Genomic DNA, 16791 nt, shown 5'->3' with positions numbered 1-16791 from the left:
TGTCAGGAAAGGGTCGTTCAGGACGAAAAATGTCCTGAACGACCCTTTCCTGACGGTTCACATCGATCTGGCCGGACCTACTGGGCGTCGGCCTTCGGAGCGTCGGCCTTCTCGCCTTCGGCGGCCTTGGCGTCCTTGGCGTCCGCCGTGTCTTCTTCCTGGACCACGATCAGGCTGATCTTGCCGCGGTTGTCGATGTCGGCGATCTCGACGCGGAGCTTGTCGCCCACGTTGACCACGTCCTCGACCTTGTTGATCCGCTTGCCGTTGCCCAGCTTCGAGATGTGCACCAGGCCGTCCTTGCCCGGCAGCAGCGAGACGAACGCGCCGAACGCGGCCGTCTTGACCACGGTGCCGAGGAAGCGCTCGCCGACCTTGGGCAGCTGCGGGTTGGCGATGGCGTTGATCAGGTCGATCGCCGCCTCCGCCGACGGGCCGTCTGCCGCACCGACGTAGATCGTGCCGTCGTCCTCGATGGAGATGTCGGCGCCGGTCTGCTCGGTGATCGAGTTGATCATTTTGCCCTTCGGGCCGATGACCTCGCCGATCTTGTCCACCGGAACCTTCACGCTGGTGACGCGCGGGGAGTAGGGGCTCATCTCGTCCGGGCCGTCGATCGCCTCGGCGATGACCTCCAGGATGGCGAGGCGAGCGTCCTTCGCCTGCTTCAGCGCGGCGGCGAGGACCTCCGACGGGATGCCGTCGAGCTTCGTGTCGAGCTGCAGCGCGGTGATGATGTCCTTGGTGCCGGCGACCTTGAAGTCCATGTCGCCCATGGCGTCTTCGGCGCCGAGGATGTCGGTCAGCGCGACGTAGCGGGTCTCGCCGTCGACCTCGTCTGAGATAAGGCCCATCGCGATGCCGGCGACCGGCGCCTTCAGCGGGACACCCGCGTTCAGCAGACCCATGGTCGAGGCACAGACCGAGCCCATCGAGGTGGAGCCGTTGGAGCCCAGCGCCTCGGAGACCTGGCGGATCGCGTACGGGAACTCGTCACGCTTCGGCAGGACCGGGACCAGGGCGCGCTCGGCGAGCATGCCGTGGCCGATCTCGCGCCGCTTCGGGGAACCGACGCGACCGGTCTCGCCGGTGGAGAACGGCGGGAAGTTGTAGTGGTGCAGGTACCGCTTGTGCGTCTCCGGGGAGAGCGAGTCGATCTGCTGCTCCAAGCGGAGCATGTTCAGCGTGGTGACGCCCAGGATCTGCGTTTCTCCACGCTCGAAGAGCGCGGAACCGTGCGCCCTCGGGATCACGGCGACCTCGGCGGCGAGCGACCGGATGTCGGTCAGGCCGCGGCCGTCCATGCGGATCTTGTCCGTGAGGACGCGCTTGCGCATGATCTTCTTCGACAGGGCCTTGAACGCCGCGCCGATCTCCTTCTCGCGGCCCGCGAAGGCTTCGCCCTCACCGAGGCCGACCTTCTCCAGCACCGCGGCCTTGACCTGGTCGGTCGCGTTGTCGCGGTCCTGCTTGCCGGCGATGGTCAGTGCGTTCGCGAGTTCGTCGGTCGCGATCGCGGCGACGGCGTCGAACGCGTCCTGCTCGAAGGCGAGGAAGACCGGGAACTCGCCGGTCGGCTTGGCGGCGACGTCGGCCAGCTGCTGCTGGGCCTCGCACAGCACCTTGATGAACGGCTTCGAGGCTTCGAGGCCCTCGGCGACGGCGATCTCGTCCGGCGACTTACCGCCCGCGGCGATCAGGTCCAGCGTCTTGTCGGTGGCCTCGGCCTCGACCATCATGATCGCGACGTCATCACCGACGATGCGGCCGGCGACCACCATGTTGAAGGTGGCCTCTTCCAGCTGCTTCCAGGTCGGGAACGCGACCCACTGGCCCTCGATCAGCGCGACACGGACGCCTCCGACCGGGCCCGAGAACGGCAGGCCGGCGATCTGGGTCGAGGCCGAAGCCGCGTTGATCGCGAGCACGTCGTACGGGTCGTCCGGGTTGAGGCTCTGGACGGTGATGACGACCTGGATCTCGTTGCGGAGACCGTCGGTGAACGACGGGCGCAGCGGCCGGTCGATCAGGCGGCAGGTCAGGATCGCGTCGGTCGACGGGCGACCCTCACGACGGAAGAACGAGCCGGGGATGCGTCCGGCGGCGTACATCCGCTCTTCGACGTCCACGGTCAGCGGGAAGAAGTCGAAGTGGTCCTTCGGGTGCTTCGACGCGGTGGTCGCCGAGAGCAGCATGGTCTCTTCGTCGAGGTACGCGACGACGGCGCCGGCGGCCTGACGGGCCAGACGGCCGGTCTCGAAGCGAACGGTGCGGGTGCCGAAACGGCCGTTGTCGATCACGGCTTCGGTTTCGTGCACGGTGACTCCGGTGGAGTCGGTCATAGAGTGTATCTCCTCTTTTGATCCTCTGTAACGGCGCGAGTCTCCCACCCTGGGACCTGTTTCGCCTGCGGACGCTCGAGGAGTGAGGCCGGTCTTCGATCGAAGCCCCCGGGCCGTTACCCGGGAACCACTACCGAGGACCGGCGAACGGTTCCTCGTGCGCGCTCGCGCCACGCTCTTCGAAAAGACAGAGCTTCTTGTCTTAGACCGAGGGGGAGCGACCGTCGTGGCCACTCCCCCTCGGGTTCAAGCTATCGGCGGAGGCCGAGACGCTGGATCAGCGCACGGTAACGCTCGATGTCCACCTTCATCACGTAGTTCAGCAGCCGGCGGCGGCGGCCGACCAGCAGCAGAAGCCCGCGACGGGAGTGGTGGTCGTGCTTGTGAGCCTTGAGGTGCTCGGTGAGGCCGACGATGCGCTTGGTCAGCAGCGCGACCTGGGCCTCGGGAGATCCGGTGTCCGAGTCGTGCACGCCGTACTCGGCAAGGATCGACTTCTTTTCTTCGGTGGACAACGCCACTGTGGTGCTCCTAGATATCTGTGCCGTGCGGCCCGGACGATGTCTTCACGCCGGGTGAGACGGTCACGGCCGCCACGGACTGCAGCCGGACCCAATCATGAAGGCTACCAGCCTCGTGATCAGCGGCTTCAGGCGCGGGCGTGGTCCAACGCGTACGACCGGATCACCCGGTAGCGCGAGGACCCTTGCTCACGGTCACTGCACATCAGAACGGCTTCGGTCGCCGTCCAAGTCTCACTGGTGAACCCGGCCAGCCGCTCCACCCACGCGCTCGCGGCTTCCGGCCGGTCGCGGGGGAAGCGGGCCAGTGTCAGATGGGCCACATACGGCCTGCCTTCACTCCCCGCACCGGCCTTCGCGGCCAGCTCGTGGAGCCCGGTTCCGACCACACTCAACCACAGCACCCCGGGGAATGTCGCGGCCTTTTCCAGCCGGAGGCCGATCGGGCCCGCGCCGGCCAGCCGTCCGGCGAGCCACTCGTCTCGCCTGTCCGCGTCGTCCTCGCCGTAGAAGCCCAGGGTTACATGCCAATTTTCCCGCGTCGACCAGCGGAAACCTTCGTCCTCGGATGCGCCCAGCGCGGCGGCCACCTCGTCGAGGACACCGTCCGGCGGGATCAACGCACTGAAGAGCGTCATGGCGCGTGACTCACGTGATCAGAGCCGTGACTCACGTGATTGCGTGCGTAACTCGTGAGTTCCGCCCCCATCACACGAATCACGTCGTCAGACACGCGAGTCACGTCAGGAACCGCTCCTCGCCGCCCGGCGCAGCAGGTCCGCCAGCGCGGGGAAATCGTCGTCGAGGAGCTTCGCGGCTTCGGTGAGGTTTTCGTCCTCGCCGATGTCCCGCAGGGCCACGAGCACACCCTGGTCGTCGGCGACGGCGCCGACCGGGATGCTGTCCCTGCCCACCGTCGGCCGCGAATCGCGGACGTCCTCGAGCGCCTCCTGCATGGCCTTGCGGTCCCCCGCGGCGACCGCCGGCACCAGCACCTTGCGCTCCAGCATGATCATCTTGGCGAGCACGACCGGATTCCCGATCTTCGCGCGGCGCCCGCTCATCACCTGACTGAGCATGGGCGCGCTGATGCCGAGGACCTCGGCGAGGAAGGCCTGGGAGATGTCGAAGGCGACGACCAGTCTCCGCACGCGATCGCCGAGCGGCTCCCCGTACCACTCCCTCTGCAGCGCGATGTTCCGCTGGACGATTTTGTGGTCCTCCACCTGGTCCGCTCCCCTAACCCCATCGAACGCCATGCGCGGTCCGTGACATCTTGCCACCGGAACGCACGTGGACGGGCGTGTTTGTCGATTGTCTTCCGGCCGAGGCCGAAACGATCAGTCCTGCTCGCCGAGCAGTTCCCTGGTCCGGGCGACGTCCTCGTCGATCTGCTTCACCAGACCCTCCGACGTCGGGAAACGGACCTGATCCCGCAGCTTGGCGACGAAATCGAGCGCGACGTGCTGGCCGTAGAAATCCTCGTCGATGTCGAGGACGAAGGCCTCCACGGTGCGCTCCCGGCCCGAGAAGGTCGGATTGGTCCCGACCGACACCGCGGCACGCAGCCGCCGGCCGGAATCCGACGAACGGGTGAACCAGGCGCTGTAGACCCCGTCGGCGGGCACCGCCGCGAAACGCGGCGTCGACAGGTTCGCCGTCGGGTAACCGAGATCGTGGCCCCGGCCGTCACCCCGGACGACGATGCCCTCCAGCCGGTGCGGCCTGCCGAGCGCTTCGGACGCCGCGACGACGTCTCCGGCGTCGATGCACGAGCGGACGTAGGTCGAGGAGAAGGTGATCTCGTTCTCGGTCTGCTGTTGCGCGAGCAGCCCCTGCAATTCCGCGCCGTACGCGACGAAGCCGAACCGCTTCCCCAGGGTGCGGAGGAGGTTGACGTCACCGGCGGCCTTGGCGCCGAAGGTGAAGTTCTCCCCCACGATCACCGCCGCCGCGTGCAGTTTGTCCACGAGGACCTCGTGCACGAACTCGTGCGCTGTCAGCCTCGACAGTTCCAGTGTGAACGGCAGTACGCAGAAGACGTCGACACCCAGGCCCTCGACCAGTTCCGCCTTGCGGCGCAACGTGGTCAGCTGCGCGGGATGGCTACCCGGCCGGATCACCTCCGACGGATGCGGATCGAAGGTCAGCACCACACTCGGCACGCCCCGTTCGGCGGCGGCGCGGACCGTCCTCGAGATCAGCTCCTGATGACCGCGATGCACGCCGTCGAAGACGCCGATCGTCACCACGCACCGTCCCCAGCTCCCGGGAAGGTCACCCAAACCACGCCAACGCTGCACTTCTAGCCCCGTCTCCTCAGGCCCACTCCGTGCACCACCCTAAGTGCCAGTTGGCGAAAGCCGAGGAGGTACCCCGGAAAGCGACCGACGCGTGAACCCGCCCCGCCCGAAGGCTCCGCCATCGCGGTGACAGGACGCCTTGTCCACCGTCGTGACGTGGCTGACCAGGCTGCCCCCTGCCGACATCGATCGCGGACGCGGTTCACCGACGGACACTAGGCGGGCAGCAGCACGACCACCGAGCGGGCCAGTTCACCTTCGTCCGCGGCGAGTGCGAGCACCCGGCCGTCCGGTCCGAACATCCCGTAGGTTCCCTCGATCCCGGCCGCGGGCACCCTTTGTCCATATCGGACCGCCTGTGCCATGCGGACGTCCAGATCGCGGCGCGGGAACGCGGCGGCGACGGCGGCGTCGAGGTCCAGCGACAGTTCCGGGTTGTCTTCGAGCTGATCGAGAGTGCGGGCCTTGCCGAGGGTGAACGGCCCGACGGTGGTGCGCCGCAACGCGAGCAGATGCCCGCCGACGCCGAGCCCGGCGCCGAGATCGCGGGCCAGCGCCCGCACGTAGGTCCCGGACGAACACTCGACGACGGCGTCGAGTTCGATCCGGCCCGCCTCGCGGCGGGTGGCGAGCAGATCGAAGCGGTGCACGGTGACCGGACGCGGCGGGATCACGACCTCTTCGCCGGCACGGACCCGGGCGTACGCGCGTTTGCCGTCGATCTTCACCGCGCTGACCGCGCTCGGCACCTGCTGGATGTCGCCGGTCAGCAGGGCGATCCCGGCGGCGATCGCGTCGTCCGTGATCTTTTCGACCGTTTCCGGGGCGGCTTCGGCGATCGGCTCGCCCTCGGCGTCGTCGGTCGTGGTGGACAGTCCCAAGGAGAGGGTCGCGAGGTAGGTCTTGCGGTCCAGCGCGAGATGGCCGAGGAGTTTCGTCGCGCGTTCGATGCCGAGCACCAGCACGCCGGTGGCCATCGGGTCGAGGGTGCCGGCGTGCCCGACCTTGCGGGTGCCCATGAAGCGCCGCGCCCTGGCGACGACGTCGTGGGAGGTCATCCCGGACGGTTTGTCGACGATGACGAGACCGGGCGGCGGAGCGGGACGTTTCTTGGCTGGAACCTGATTGGGGCGCGACACGGGCCGAACCCTATCTTTCGGGCCTTCGCCTAGGACGAGACGGGCAGCGGCGCATCGGCGTCCCAGCGGCGGCGCCGGATCTGCACCGGGATCTCCTCGCCGCGGGCCTCGGCCTCGAACAGCACGGCGCGGGTGCGCCGCCACCACACGAGCATCCGGAACGTGCCGAACGCGAGCACCGCCATGACGGACAGCAGCGCCAGGCGGAACGTGCCGCCCGTCCACTCCAGCAGCACGCCGACCGCGAGCGCCGAGATCGTCGTGGCGACGAAGCCGCCGACGTTCACGACACCGGTCGCGGTGCCGACGCGCGAGAGCGGGTTGTAGTCCCGCGCCAGGGCGAAGCCGATCATCGACGCGGGGCCGCCGAGGGAAAGGAACGCGAACGCGGGGACCAGGACCGCGACCGGGACCGTCCCGTTCCAGCCGAGCAGGACCGCCCACATCACCGCCGCGCCGCCGATGTACCCGCCGACGAGCGGCATCCGCAACGACGGCCGCCGCCCGATCAAGCCGCCGACGATCGGGCCGCCGATCATCGAGCCGAACACGAAGACGATCAGCAGCGAACTCGCGGTGGCCTTCGGATATCCCTGTCCCTGCACCAGGAACGGGACTCCCCACAGCATGGTCAGCACGTTGGGGGCGAACATCGTGCTGAAGTGCACCCAGAAGCCCAGCCGGGTCCCCGGGGTGCGCCACGCGTCGGCGACCTGGCGTCCCAGCACCTTCGGAGGCACCTTTTCGCGGACGGGCTCCGGCACACCGCGTGGGATGTCTTCGACGCGGAGGGCGACGATGGCGGTGTAGAGCGCGGTCACCAGGCCGACGGCGAGGAAGGTCGGAGTCCAGCCGGGACCGTCGAGCAGCAGGCCCAGCGGAAGGGTCGCGGCGAGGTTGCCGACGTAACCGATCGCCCCGGTCAACGCCGCGAGCAGCGCGTACTGGCGGCCGGGGAAGTGCGCGGCGATCAGCCGCAGGATGCTCACGAAGGTCAGCGCGTCGCCGAAGCCGACGACGCCGCGGGCGAGCAGGCCGAGCGGGTAGGAATCGGCGACCGCGAGCAGGATCTGGCCGAGGCCGAGGAAGAACACGGCGCCGGTGAGCACGCGGCGCGGGCCGTAGCGGTCGACGAGGACACCGGTGGGGATCTGCATCGCGGCGTAGACGCCGACCTGCAGCACGGTGAACGTGCCGAGCGCGGCCGCGCCGACGCCGAAGCGGTCGGCGGCCTGGAGCCCGGCGACGCCGAACGACGTGCGGTGGAAGACGGCGAGAAGATAGACGGTGACGGCGGCGAACCAGATGAACCAGGACCGGCGGGCGGCTCGGCCTGTCACAGTGTTCCTCCTCGATGACGGCTCCGGGCAACAAGTGACGCCCGCGCTGCCGCCTCATATAGTTGTAACTCCTAAGCAACGACGAAACCTAGTCGTTACCCGGGTGGTTTTCGCCACACGCCGCTTTCTCCCGCATTTCGTCCTCTGAATGCGGTGGTTGCACGCGCAAGTACCGCATTCAGAGGACGAAATGCGGAGGGTCAGGCAGCGCGGACGGCGCCTTCCACGGCCCACCGCCCCGAGCGCCACCGCAGCAGCAAGGTCGCCAGCCGCAGCAGCATGAACAGCGAGAGCCCGGTCCAGATCCCGGCCAGCCCCCAGCCGAACGCGAGCGACAGCCAGATCAGCGGCAGGAACCCCAGCGCCGCGCTCAGCAACGTCGCGTTGCGCAGGAAGGCGGCGTCGCCCGCGCCGAGCAGGACGCCGTCCAGCGCGAACACGACCCCGGCGATCGGTTGCAGCGCGACGAAGAACCACCACGCGTGCGGGATCTGCCCGAGCACGGCCGCGTCCGAGGTGAACACCTGCGGCAGCACCCCGGCCACCGACGCGAACACGACCCCGAGGAAACAGCCGAATATCAGGCCGTACACGGCGATCTGGTTCGACAAACCGCGCGCCCGTCTGCTCGCACCGGCACCGAGGGCGGCGCCCACGAGCGACTGCGCGGCGATCGCGAGCGAGTCCAGGACGAGGGCGAGGAACGTCCACAGCTGCAGTACGACCTGGTGCGCGCCGACCGCCTCGGTGGACGTCCGCGCGGCGACCGCGGCGGCGGAGACGAAGCACGCTTGGAAGGCGAGGCTGCGCAGCACCAGATCCCGGCCGAGGCCGAGCTGGGCGCGCATCACCTTCGGCTCCGGGCGCAGCGCCACCCGCTCCCGCATCAGGGCCACGATGAACAGCGACGCCGAGATCACCTGCGCTACGACGTTCGCGATCGCCGAACCTTCCAGCCCCCAGTCCGCCCTGTACACCAGCAGCGGGCACAGCACGGCCGAGATCCCGTTGCCCGCCAAGACATAGCGCAACGGTTTCGCGGAGTCCTGCACACCGCGCATCCAGCCGTTGCCCGCCATCGTGATCAGGATGAACGGCGTGCCGAACAGCGCGATCCGCAGCCAGGAGACGGCGGCGTCGGTGATCGCGGCGTCCCCGGAGAGGACCCGGGCGATGGGCGCGGCCAGCAGCTGCCCCGCGACGATCACGACCAGCCCGACGATCACCGCGAGCCAAGTCGCCTGGACACCTTCGCGGACCGCGTCGCCACGACGTCCGGCACCGTGCAGTCGTGCCGTGCGCGATGTGGTGCCGTACGACAGGAACGTCAGCTGGCTGGAAACCTGCGACAGCACGACACCGCCGACCGCGAGCCCCGCCAGCGGAAGCGCTCCGAGATGCCCGACGACGGCCGTGTCCACCAGGACGTACAGCGGTTCGGCGGCGAGGACGCCGAGCGCGGGAACGGCGAGGCCGAGTACGCGTTTCGGCGGGACGCGCTCGTCGAGTTCGGAAGCTTCAGGCACCACCGCAGACTAATGGCCGGCTACGACAGTCCCGGACGCCGGGAAACCGGCAAGTCACCGCCGCGAGGCCACGAGGGACGGGGGCGCGGTCGCGATGATGGTGTCGAGGGTGGCGCGGGCGGTTTCGAGTGTGTCGATGGACGCGGAGATCCGTTCCCGCTCGCGAAAAAGGTCGTCGACGAGTTCCGGGCAATCGGCGATCAGCTGGACACCGTCGCTGCCCATACACGGCAGCACGTCGGCGATCGTGGCGGTGGACAGGCCGGCGGCGAGGAGATTCCGGATGTGCGCCACCACGAGCACGTCCGCCTCGGCGTACTCCCGATACCCGCTCGCACGCCGGATCGGGGCGAGCAGGCCCTGGTCTTCGTAATAACGCAGCAACCGCTGGCTGACCCCGGTGCGGCGCGCGAGCTCGCCGATCCGCATGAGTTCTCCGCTTGACTCTGCCATAGATGTGAGACTTTAGCGTCGGCCGAATGACAAGTCGATCGATCACGGAACCGGGGCGGGCGAGTCCGCGCACCTGGTTCGCGCTCGCGGTACTCGCGCTGCCCACGCTCTTGCTCGCGATGGACGTCACGGTGCTCTACCTGGCCGCGCCGCATCTGGCGGCGAGCCTGCGGCCCACCGGCACCGAGCTGTTGTGGATCATCGACGGTTACGGGTTCTTGATCGCCGGATTCCTGGTGGTGATGGGCAATCTCGGTGATCGCGTCGGACGCCGCCGTCTGCTTCTCGTCGGCGCCACGGCCTTCGCCGTCTTGTCCGTCGCCGCCGCTTACGCGCCGACAGCGGAGGCGCTGATCGCGGCGCGCGCACTATTGGGGATCGCGGGCGCGACCCTGATGCCTTCCACCCTGGCTCTGATCAGCACCATGTTCCGCGATCCGGCGCAGCGCGGGACGGCGATCGGGATCTGGGCGGCCTGCCTTTCGGGCGGCGTGGCGCTGGGTCCGCTCGTCGGTGGCGCGCTGCTGGAATCGTGGTGGTGGGGTTCGGTCTTCCTGATCGCCGTGCCGGTGATGGTCCTGTTGCTGGTCACGGCGCCCTGGGTCCTGCCGGAGCATCGCGACCCCGCGCCCGGTCGTATCGATCTGCCGAGCGTCGTCCTGTCGCTGGCGGCGACGCTGCCGACGATCTACGGCGTCAAGAAGGTCGTGGCGAGTGGCGAGTTCATGGCGGGCACCGTCGCGATCGGCGCGGGCATCGTCTTCGGCGTCGTGTTCGCACGACGGCAACGGGGGCTCGCCGACCCGCTGATCGACATGCGGTTGTTCGGCGAGCGGCGGTTCCGGACCGCGATGATCGTCATGACGGCCGGGATCGCCGTGACCGCGGGCGTCTACCTGTTCGTGACGAACCATCTGCAGCAGGTCGTCAAGCTTTCGCCGCTACACGCGGGACTGTGGTTGCTTCCCTCGTCCGGCGCGATGATCGTCACCTCCATGCTGGGGCCCGCGCTCGCGAGGAGGTTCCCGGCCGGGTGGATCGTCGCTGTCTCACTGCTGGTCTCCGCGGCCGGATTCGCACTGCTCACCGCATCGAGCGCGACGTCGGGATTGCCGGTGGTCGTACTCGGCATCGTCGTCGTTTATCTCGGACAAGGGCCGATCATGGCGCTCAGCACCGATCTCGTCGTCGGTTCGGCGCCACCGCGCAAGGCGGGCGCGGCGGCGGCCCTGTCCGAAACCGGCACCGAACTGGGGCTCGCGCTCGGTGTCGCGATTCTGGGAAGTATCGGCGCCGCCTTGTATCGGCACCAAATCGGCACTCACCTCCCACCGGGTACCGCGCAGGTCGCTCGGGAGAGCCACCACGAGACGGCGGCGGTCGCGGCGGAGCTGCCGCCGTCGATAGGCGCGGACCTCCTGCGGGTCGCCGACGCGGCGACCACCTCGGGCCTCGTGCTGATCGCCGCCGTCGCCGCCGCGGTATCGGCGGGACTGGCCGTCCTCGCGTGGCGAGCGGGGTGATCACGCCCGTCTGGTGCGCAGCATCCGGTCTCCGGCGTCCACATAGGACTCGAAGAATCCGGCGACCTCCTCGATCCTGGCCTCGGCGGGTTCGCCTTCGGCGGATCGTGCTCCGCTCCGGAGCACGCGGATGAAGGCGCGGGTCCGTTCGTGGCTGGCGGCGAGGAGTTGCTCGAACCCGCTCACCGCCTCGACGAGCAGACGGCGGCTGCCCGGTTGCGGGATGGTCCTGGCGAGTCCCCACGAGACCAGTTCGCGGACGGCCACGCTCACCGCCCCCTTGCTGAGACCGAGTGCCTCGCCGAGCTCGTCCAGTGACACGGGACCGGAGCCGAGCAAGAGCTGTCCATAGACCCGGCCTGTCGTGCGGGGCAGGTTCCACGAACCGAGGAAATCGCCCATGGCGGTGACGAACCCGGCGCGGTCGTCGGCGGCCGTCATGCCGGGGGCTCCGTGTTCCAGCCGTCGATGATGGCACCGATGGCCTTCGTCGTCGCCTCCGCCGCGTCGAGGGTGACCACGTGCCCGGCGCCGGGGATGACGTGCTCGGCCACGCCTTCGGCCCGCGCCCAGCGGGGCATCGCGGACGCGATGTTGCCGGTGCGGTCGCGGGCGCCGCGGATGAGGCCGAGCGGAACCGGCGAGCGGTGATCCGGTCGCGGGTCGACGAGTGACACGGTGGCTCGCCAGACGTCGAGGAAGACACTTTTGGGCATCCGGGCGAACACCGCCTCGCACTCGGCGATCCCCTCCGGTGTCTCGGCCGAGGCGCGGGCCATGATGCCCGGCAGCCGCGAGGCGGGGATCAGCGCCAGCGCCGGGGCGGCGAGCTTCAGCAGGAGCCGCTCCCCCGGGCCGAGCGGGCCGGCGTTCCAGGTGGAATCCACGACGATGAGGCCGTGTACGCGCTCGGGAAGACGGCGGACGAGTGCCTGCGCGAGATTCCCGCCGAGCGAGTGTCCGATGAGGATCGGCCGATGGAGTTCGAGGTGATCGAGCAGGGCGATCAAGTCGTCGAGCGCGGCCGCCGCGGTGAAGCGGGCACCCGGCGTGAGGCTCGACTCGCCGTGTCCGCGTTGGTCCCAGCCGATGACTCGGTGTCCTGCCTCGTGCAGGGCCTCCGCCTGCGCGTCGAACATCCGGTGGTCCATCCCGGCGCCATGGGTGAAGACGACTGGGCGCCGCTCCCCCGCCAGGTCGCCGTAGCGCAGCTCTCCACCGGCCCGGTGGAGCACACCGCTCATATTCAGCATTTTCCGAATATAACAAATCCCAGCAACAGATGCTGCAATCATCGGAATGATGTTGGTATCCTGTTTCCGCAGGCGACGGAAGGAAGTGTGATGGTCCGGCTGACACGAGCGCAGCAGCAGGCGCGGACCCGTGCCGCGGTCCTGGCGGCGGCGCGGGAAGAGTTCGTCGAGTACGGATACGGGGCGGCGAAGGTGGATCGGATCGCCGAGCGGGCGGAACTGACCAGGGGGGCGGTGTATTCGAACTTCCCCGGCAAACGCGCGTTGTATCTCGCGGTGCTGGTCGACCTGGTCGAGCAGGCGGGCACCCCGCTCGCCGTCGAGGAGCCGGGCTCGGCGGGAGAGGCACTGAGCACGTTCGCGCGGGTCTGGCTGGACAGGCTGCCCTTGGTCGACGACCCCGCCGCCGGGGGACGCCTGCGACTGCGTTCCCTGACCGGTGTCATCGAGGACGACACCGGACGAGTGGTCCTCGCCCAGACCGCCCGGCTGGAAGCGCTGCTGCTGGCGCTGACACTGGAGTCCTGCGCCTCCGAAGACCCGGCGGCGCGCCGTGTTCGCCTGGCCGAGCTGGCGTTGACGCTGCTCCACGGTGCAAGCCTCATCGCGGAACAGGCTCCCGGATTCGGCGATCCCTTCGACCGGGCACGCGCGTGCGAGCACCTGGCGAGCCTTGACCTCTCGGACGTCTGGGCACCGGCCCATCTGCCTTACGTGACACCCGCGGCTCGGATACGGGAGCCATGGGCGCCGCCCGCCGATGTCCGCGATCTGCTCACCGCGGACGTGGTCGATCTGGCCTCGGACGGCGTGGTGGTCGTGCTGGGAGGGGGACGGCTGGAAGCGGCCGAGGAGGCCGTGCGGTCGGCGCGTCCCGGTGAGCAGGTCACCATCGTGGTCGTCACCGGCGACCCCGCGAACATCGGCCAGCTCATTCTTTCGCGCGTCGGCGACCTGGTGGCGTGCCTGCGACAGGTCTCCCCTTCCCCGCTGCCGGGACACCTTCGTCTCGTGTTCGACGACGATGCTCGCGTCGCGGCCGCGATCGGCCTGGCAGACGTCGGCGACAGCACCGAAGCCGCGGTGCGCGTCAAGGGCGAGGCTGTCGTCGCCCGCGCTGAGGGCCGGGGCGCCGCATACGCCGTCGCGAACCCGGAAACCGCTCGTACCGAAGGGGCCACGACATGACCTGCGCCGGTTCGGATACCGGACTGCTCGTGCTGCACGCCCTGCGCTGCGGCGGTTACGCCGGATTGCCCCGCTTGTCGGCGACCAGCGGATTGAGTGAACCCGAAGTCGAGTCGGAACTGATCGACCTCGCGGTCGCGGGATATGTCACGCGGTTGAGCGGCCTTGACGCCTGGGGTTGTACCGAGGCCGGACGCGAAGCCGACGCCGAGCGCGTCACCGCTCAACTGGAGGCCGCTGGTGCTCGCGCGGCGGTCAGGGCGGCGTTCGACCGGTTCCTGGTACTCAATCCGGAACTGCTCGACCTCTGCACCGCCTGGCAGCTCCGCCACGTCGACGGGGAACAGGTCGTGAACGACCACGACGATCCAGCCTATGACGCCCGTGTACTCGATCGCTTCACCGACCTGCACGAGCGCACGGTGCCGGTGTGCCACGCCTTGGAGGCGGTGCTGCCGCGGTTCGGCCGATACCGCGTGCGACTGGCGAGCGCTCTCGACCGGGCCCGCTCAGGCGAACTGGCCTACGTCGCGGATTCGACCGCGTCCTACCACACGGTCTGGGCCGAGCTGCACGAAGATCTCCTTGCGACACTGGGCATTCCGAGATGAAGTGGCTGCGAGAGCTCACTCCGGACACTCGGGAAGATCGACGGCTCATCGGCGCGAAAGCCCACGGACTCCTCGAACTCCACCGGCTCGGACTGCCGGTCCCGGCCGGATTCGTCGTCACCACCGAAGCGTGTCGCGCGTTCCTGCGCGACGGCCACTTCCCCGACGGGCTCCGTGACGAACTGGCCGCGGCGACGCGAACGTTGGAAGAGGCCACTGGCTCGCCGCCGCTGACCGTCTCGGTGCGTTCCGGGGCCAGTGTGTCGATGCCCGGCATGATGGACACCATCCTGAATCTCGGGCTGACCGCCGGAACAGCGGCCGAGCGGCTGGAGCCGGCCGTCGAGACGGTCTTCGCCTCCTGGGAGACACCGCGGGCACGCACCTACCGGGAACTGCACGGCATCGACCACGAACTGGGCACCGCGGTGATCGTCCAGGAAATGGTCTACGGCAACCGAGACGACCGAAGCGGCACCGGAGTCGCCTTCAGCAGGAACCCCGACACCGGCGAGCCCACTCCGTTCGGTGACGTGCTGTTCGGCCATCAGGGGGAGGACGTCGTCGCGGGCACCTCACCTGTCCTGCCCCTCACCGTCCTCGCCACCCGGGAACCGGACGTCTGGAAGGCACTGACCGGCGCCCTGGGCCGGCTGGAAGACCACTACCGCGACGCGGTCTATGTCGAATTCACTTTCGAAACCGGGGTCCTGTGGCTCCTCCAAGTACGCCCCGGACGCTTCACCGGTGCCGCGGCGGTGAGGGTCGCCGTCGACCTCGCCGACGAAGGACGGATCAGCCGAGCCGAGGCGGTGCGCCGGGTTTCACGCCGGCAGATCGAACGTGCCCGCACGCCTCGCATCGCCCCGAAGGCGGATACGAAGCTGCTCGGTCGCGGGACAGGGGCATGCCCAGGCGTCGCCACCGGCAGGATCGCCACGACCACCGAGGCGGCGAGACGTCTGGCGACCGACGGCCCGGTCATCCTCGTCCGCCCCGAGACCTCCCCGAACGACATGAACGGCCTCGCCGTGGCGGCGGGCATCCTCACGGCACGGGGCGGGCCGGCCAGCCACGCCGCCGTCGTCGCCCGCTCCCTCGGCAAACCCGCCGTGGTCGGCATGGGCACGCTCACCATCGACGAGACGACCGCGTCGATCACCGTGGGCGGGCGCACTCTTGACGAGGGAATGCTCGTGACCATCGACGGAAGCGGCGGAGAAGTCGCCCTCGGCCGCGTGCCGACGGTCACGAGCGAGAACGGTGACCATCTGGAACGTTTCCTCGCCTGGGCCGGCGAAGACCCTTGAGGGCGGTCTCGGTCCAGGTGGTCGTGAGTGGCGATTCGGATTAGAACCAAGGGTGTCTTAGGTATCTACTGCGGGTGGGTCCGGGAACGCCGCCTGGAGCCTCAGTAGCACCACCGGTCACGGCAGCGCGTGAAGGCTCTTCCCGCAGTACATGAAGGCCCCCTTCCTTGCGCCTATGTCAGGGCCCCGGCAAAGTCGCATAACCGCTGGTCGAGTGGGTGTTGCGGTGACAGAGGCGGGCTCGTCACAGTCGCCTGACATCTTTCTCGACTATCCACATAGGACGCCTCCAGGGCTACGGTGCCCGATTTGGGCGTTTTTCGACCAGGTCGTGAGTGAAAAAGAGGGTTCTAGCCCTAAATTTCACTCACGACCCGGTCGAAAAACGTACATAAACGCATCAAATGGACATTCAGCGGCCGAATGGTGTCCTTTGTGGACACTTGACGCTCAAGGCACCCTGTCATCCGCTCTCCTCGGAAGTCCAGGTCGCATCACCATGAGCGCCACCCACCAGCGGATATTCGACTTTGCCGGGCCCCTGGCGCCTATGTAACAGGAAGGGGGCCTTCATGTACTTCACCCGACATCAGGCAAGGAACGCAGTAGATATCTAAGAGAGGGCCGGGCTAGAATCCGAAACGCCACTCACGACCGAGCGCGGTCCACTCACGACACTCAAGGGCGCGGTCCCGGCCCGAAGCCGGTCCATCGCAGGTCTTCCGGGAGATGCCCCATGTCGTTGTACATCAGCACCGACGGGGCACCGCCGTCGTAGTGGTCGATCACCGTCAACGCGGTGTTGCCACAGCTCAATCCCAGCCAGCGCTCCGGTGGCGCGTCGAGCGCGTCGCACACCAGCCAGGCGACCGGGTAAGCGTGCGTCACCAGCACTTCGTGCGTTTCCACCTCGGCGGGGCGAGCGAAACGCTCCGTCAACGCGGCGGCGATCCGCGCCCCCGCAGCCGCTTCCTCGGGGTCGTAGCCATCGAACAGCCCACGCCAGGCGGGAGGCGGGTCGGCGGGCACGTGCGGCACGTTGTCCACCAGCTCCATCGCCTCGCCCACCGACGCGCCCGTGAGGTGCTCGCCGAGGATCTCCGCGGTCTTCACCGCACGCGACAGCGGTGAATGCCAGACGGCGTCCACCGGCAGGCGTGCCAGCCGCTTCGCCAGCAGCTCACCCTGCCGCCGCCCCACTTCCGTCAACTCGCCGAACGGATCCGCGGCCCCGTGCCGCACCACGTACAGATGCCTCGTCGCCACGACCCGGCCCCTCACG

16 protein-coding genes are annotated in these 16791 nt (G+C 68.7%); 4 read left to right on the top strand and 12 right to left on the bottom strand.

Annotated elements, in window-relative coordinates; translation table 11 throughout:
- Positions 1–77 precede the first annotated feature (77 nt).
- The 9 genes from ACZ6DT_RS29340 to ACZ6DT_RS29300 all read right to left on the bottom strand — a co-directional run bounded on the left by ACZ6DT_RS29340 (position 78) and on the right by ACZ6DT_RS29300 (position 9600).
- Positions 78–2342 (bottom strand): polyribonucleotide nucleotidyltransferase, encoded by a 2265-nt coding sequence (locus tag ACZ6DT_RS29340; RefSeq protein ID WP_465601256.1) that lies wholly within the window; start codon positions 2340–2342, stop codon positions 78–80.
- A gap of 251 nt (positions 2343–2593) precedes the next feature.
- The gene (rpsO, locus tag ACZ6DT_RS29335) at positions 2594–2863 is read right to left on the bottom strand and encodes a 30S ribosomal protein S15 (protein ID WP_003084034.1); all 270 of its coding nucleotides are present in this window, start codon (positions 2861–2863) and stop codon (positions 2594–2596) included.
- A gap of 128 nt (positions 2864–2991) precedes the next feature.
- Positions 2992–3501: an RNA 2',3'-cyclic phosphodiesterase gene (thpR, locus tag ACZ6DT_RS29330; RefSeq protein ID WP_465601254.1), complete on the bottom strand. Its 510-nt coding sequence runs from the start codon at positions 3499–3501 to the stop codon at positions 2992–2994.
- A gap of 105 nt (positions 3502–3606) precedes the next feature.
- Positions 3607–4089 carry an XRE family transcriptional regulator gene (locus ACZ6DT_RS29325; protein WP_465601251.1) on the bottom strand — a complete coding sequence of 161 codons (483 nt, stop codon included), beginning with the start codon at positions 4087–4089 and terminating at the stop codon, positions 3607–3609.
- Between the two features lie 114 nt (positions 4090–4203).
- The gene (locus ACZ6DT_RS29320) at positions 4204–5166 is read right to left on the bottom strand and encodes a bifunctional riboflavin kinase/FAD synthetase (protein WP_465601248.1); all 963 of its coding nucleotides are present in this window, start codon (positions 5164–5166) and stop codon (positions 4204–4206) included.
- A 215-nt stretch (positions 5167–5381) separates the two neighbouring features.
- On the bottom strand, positions 5382–6305 hold the full coding sequence (gene truB, locus ACZ6DT_RS29315; RefSeq protein ID WP_465601245.1) for a tRNA pseudouridine(55) synthase TruB: 924 nt from the start codon (positions 6303–6305) through the stop codon (positions 5382–5384).
- A gap of 29 nt (positions 6306–6334) precedes the next feature.
- Positions 6335–7645: an MFS transporter gene (locus tag ACZ6DT_RS29310; RefSeq protein ID WP_465601241.1), complete on the bottom strand. Its 1311-nt coding sequence runs from the start codon at positions 7643–7645 to the stop codon at positions 6335–6337.
- Between the two features lie 200 nt (positions 7646–7845).
- Positions 7846–9174, bottom strand: coding sequence for an MATE family efflux transporter (locus ACZ6DT_RS29305; RefSeq protein WP_465601238.1), 1329 nt, complete (start codon positions 9172–9174; stop codon positions 7846–7848).
- Positions 9175–9225: 51 nt separating this feature from the next.
- The gene (locus ACZ6DT_RS29300; protein ID WP_465601702.1) at positions 9226–9600 is read right to left on the bottom strand and encodes a MerR family transcriptional regulator; all 375 of its coding nucleotides are present in this window, start codon (positions 9598–9600) and stop codon (positions 9226–9228) included.
- A 50-nt stretch (positions 9601–9650) separates the two neighbouring features.
- On the opposite strand from ACZ6DT_RS29300, the gene ACZ6DT_RS29295 reads away from it, so the two are divergent.
- Entirely contained in the window at positions 9651–11147 is a 1497-nt protein-coding gene (locus ACZ6DT_RS29295; protein WP_465601235.1) for an MFS transporter, read from the top strand.
- On the opposite strand, the gene ACZ6DT_RS29290 is transcribed toward ACZ6DT_RS29295, so the two are convergent.
- Both ACZ6DT_RS29290 and ACZ6DT_RS29285 read right to left on the bottom strand, forming a co-directional pair.
- A complete protein-coding gene (locus ACZ6DT_RS29290; protein ID WP_465601232.1) occupies positions 11148–11588 on the bottom strand; it encodes a GbsR/MarR family transcriptional regulator in 441 nt (146 codons plus the stop codon). It abuts the gene before it with no gap.
- Positions 11585–12400 (bottom strand): alpha/beta fold hydrolase, encoded by an 816-nt coding sequence (locus ACZ6DT_RS29285; protein ID WP_465601230.1) that lies wholly within the window; start codon positions 12398–12400, stop codon positions 11585–11587. The genes ACZ6DT_RS29290 and ACZ6DT_RS29285 overlap by 4 nt, the downstream gene beginning before the upstream one ends.
- Positions 12401–12490: 90 nt before the next feature.
- Between ACZ6DT_RS29285 and ACZ6DT_RS29280 the strand changes: the two genes are divergently transcribed.
- Genes ACZ6DT_RS29280 through ACZ6DT_RS29270 form a run of 3 tightly spaced genes read left to right on the top strand, consistent with a single transcriptional unit; the run spans position 12491 to position 15509 of the window.
- The gene (locus ACZ6DT_RS29280; protein ID WP_465601227.1) at positions 12491–13588 is read left to right on the top strand and encodes a TetR/AcrR family transcriptional regulator; all 1098 of its coding nucleotides are present in this window, start codon (positions 12491–12493) and stop codon (positions 13586–13588) included.
- Positions 13585–14199 (top strand): transcriptional regulator, encoded by a 615-nt coding sequence (locus ACZ6DT_RS29275; RefSeq protein ID WP_465601224.1) that lies wholly within the window; start codon positions 13585–13587, stop codon positions 14197–14199. Before ACZ6DT_RS29280 ends, ACZ6DT_RS29275 begins: the two co-directional genes overlap by 4 nt.
- On the top strand, positions 14196–15509 hold the full coding sequence (locus tag ACZ6DT_RS29270; protein WP_465601221.1) for a PEP/pyruvate-binding domain-containing protein: 1314 nt from the start codon (positions 14196–14198) through the stop codon (positions 15507–15509). Before ACZ6DT_RS29275 ends, ACZ6DT_RS29270 begins: the two co-directional genes overlap by 4 nt.
- A gap of 678 nt (positions 15510–16187) precedes the next feature.
- On the opposite strand, the gene ACZ6DT_RS29265 is transcribed toward ACZ6DT_RS29270, so the two are convergent.
- Positions 16188–16775, bottom strand: a complete 588-nt coding sequence (locus tag ACZ6DT_RS29265) for a histidine phosphatase family protein (RefSeq protein ID WP_465601219.1) — start codon at positions 16773–16775, stop codon at positions 16188–16190.
- Positions 16776–16791: the final 16 nt, after the last annotated feature.

Source organism: Amycolatopsis sp. NPDC041971 (assembly GCF_055588925.1).
The sequence above is the reverse complement of the archived record's forward strand: the minus strand, read 5'-3'. Positions and strand labels throughout refer to the sequence as shown.

Excerpts from the sequence above, each read along its gene's own strand:
- ACZ6DT_RS29270 (WP_465601221.1), top strand. The coding sequence starts at position 14,196 with ATGAAGTGGCTGCGAGAGCTCACTCCGGACACTCGGGAAGATCGACGG.
- ACZ6DT_RS29275 (WP_465601224.1), top strand. The coding sequence starts at position 13,585 with ATGACCTGCGCCGGTTCGGATACCGGACTGCTCGTGCTGCACGCCCTG.
- ACZ6DT_RS29280 (WP_465601227.1), top strand. The coding sequence starts at position 12,491 with ATGGTCCGGCTGACACGAGCGCAGCAGCAGGCGCGGACCCGTGCCGCG.
- ACZ6DT_RS29295 (WP_465601235.1), top strand. The coding sequence starts at position 9,651 with ATGACAAGTCGATCGATCACGGAACCGGGGCGGGCGAGTCCGCGCACC.
- ACZ6DT_RS29300 (WP_465601702.1), bottom strand. The coding sequence starts at position 9,600 with ATGCGGATCGGCGAGCTCGCGCGCCGCACCGGGGTCAGCCAGCGGTTG.
- ACZ6DT_RS29290 (WP_465601232.1), bottom strand. The coding sequence starts at position 11,588 with ATGACGGCCGCCGACGACCGCGCCGGGTTCGTCACCGCCATGGGCGAT.
- thpR (WP_465601254.1), bottom strand. The coding sequence starts at position 3,501 with ATGACGCTCTTCAGTGCGTTGATCCCGCCGGACGGTGTCCTCGACGAG.
- ACZ6DT_RS29340 (WP_465601256.1), bottom strand. The coding sequence starts at position 2,342 with ATGACCGACTCCACCGGAGTCACCGTGCACGAAACCGAAGCCGTGATC.
- ACZ6DT_RS29285 (WP_465601230.1), bottom strand. The coding sequence starts at position 12,400 with ATGCTGAATATGAGCGGTGTGCTCCACCGGGCCGGTGGAGAGCTGCGC.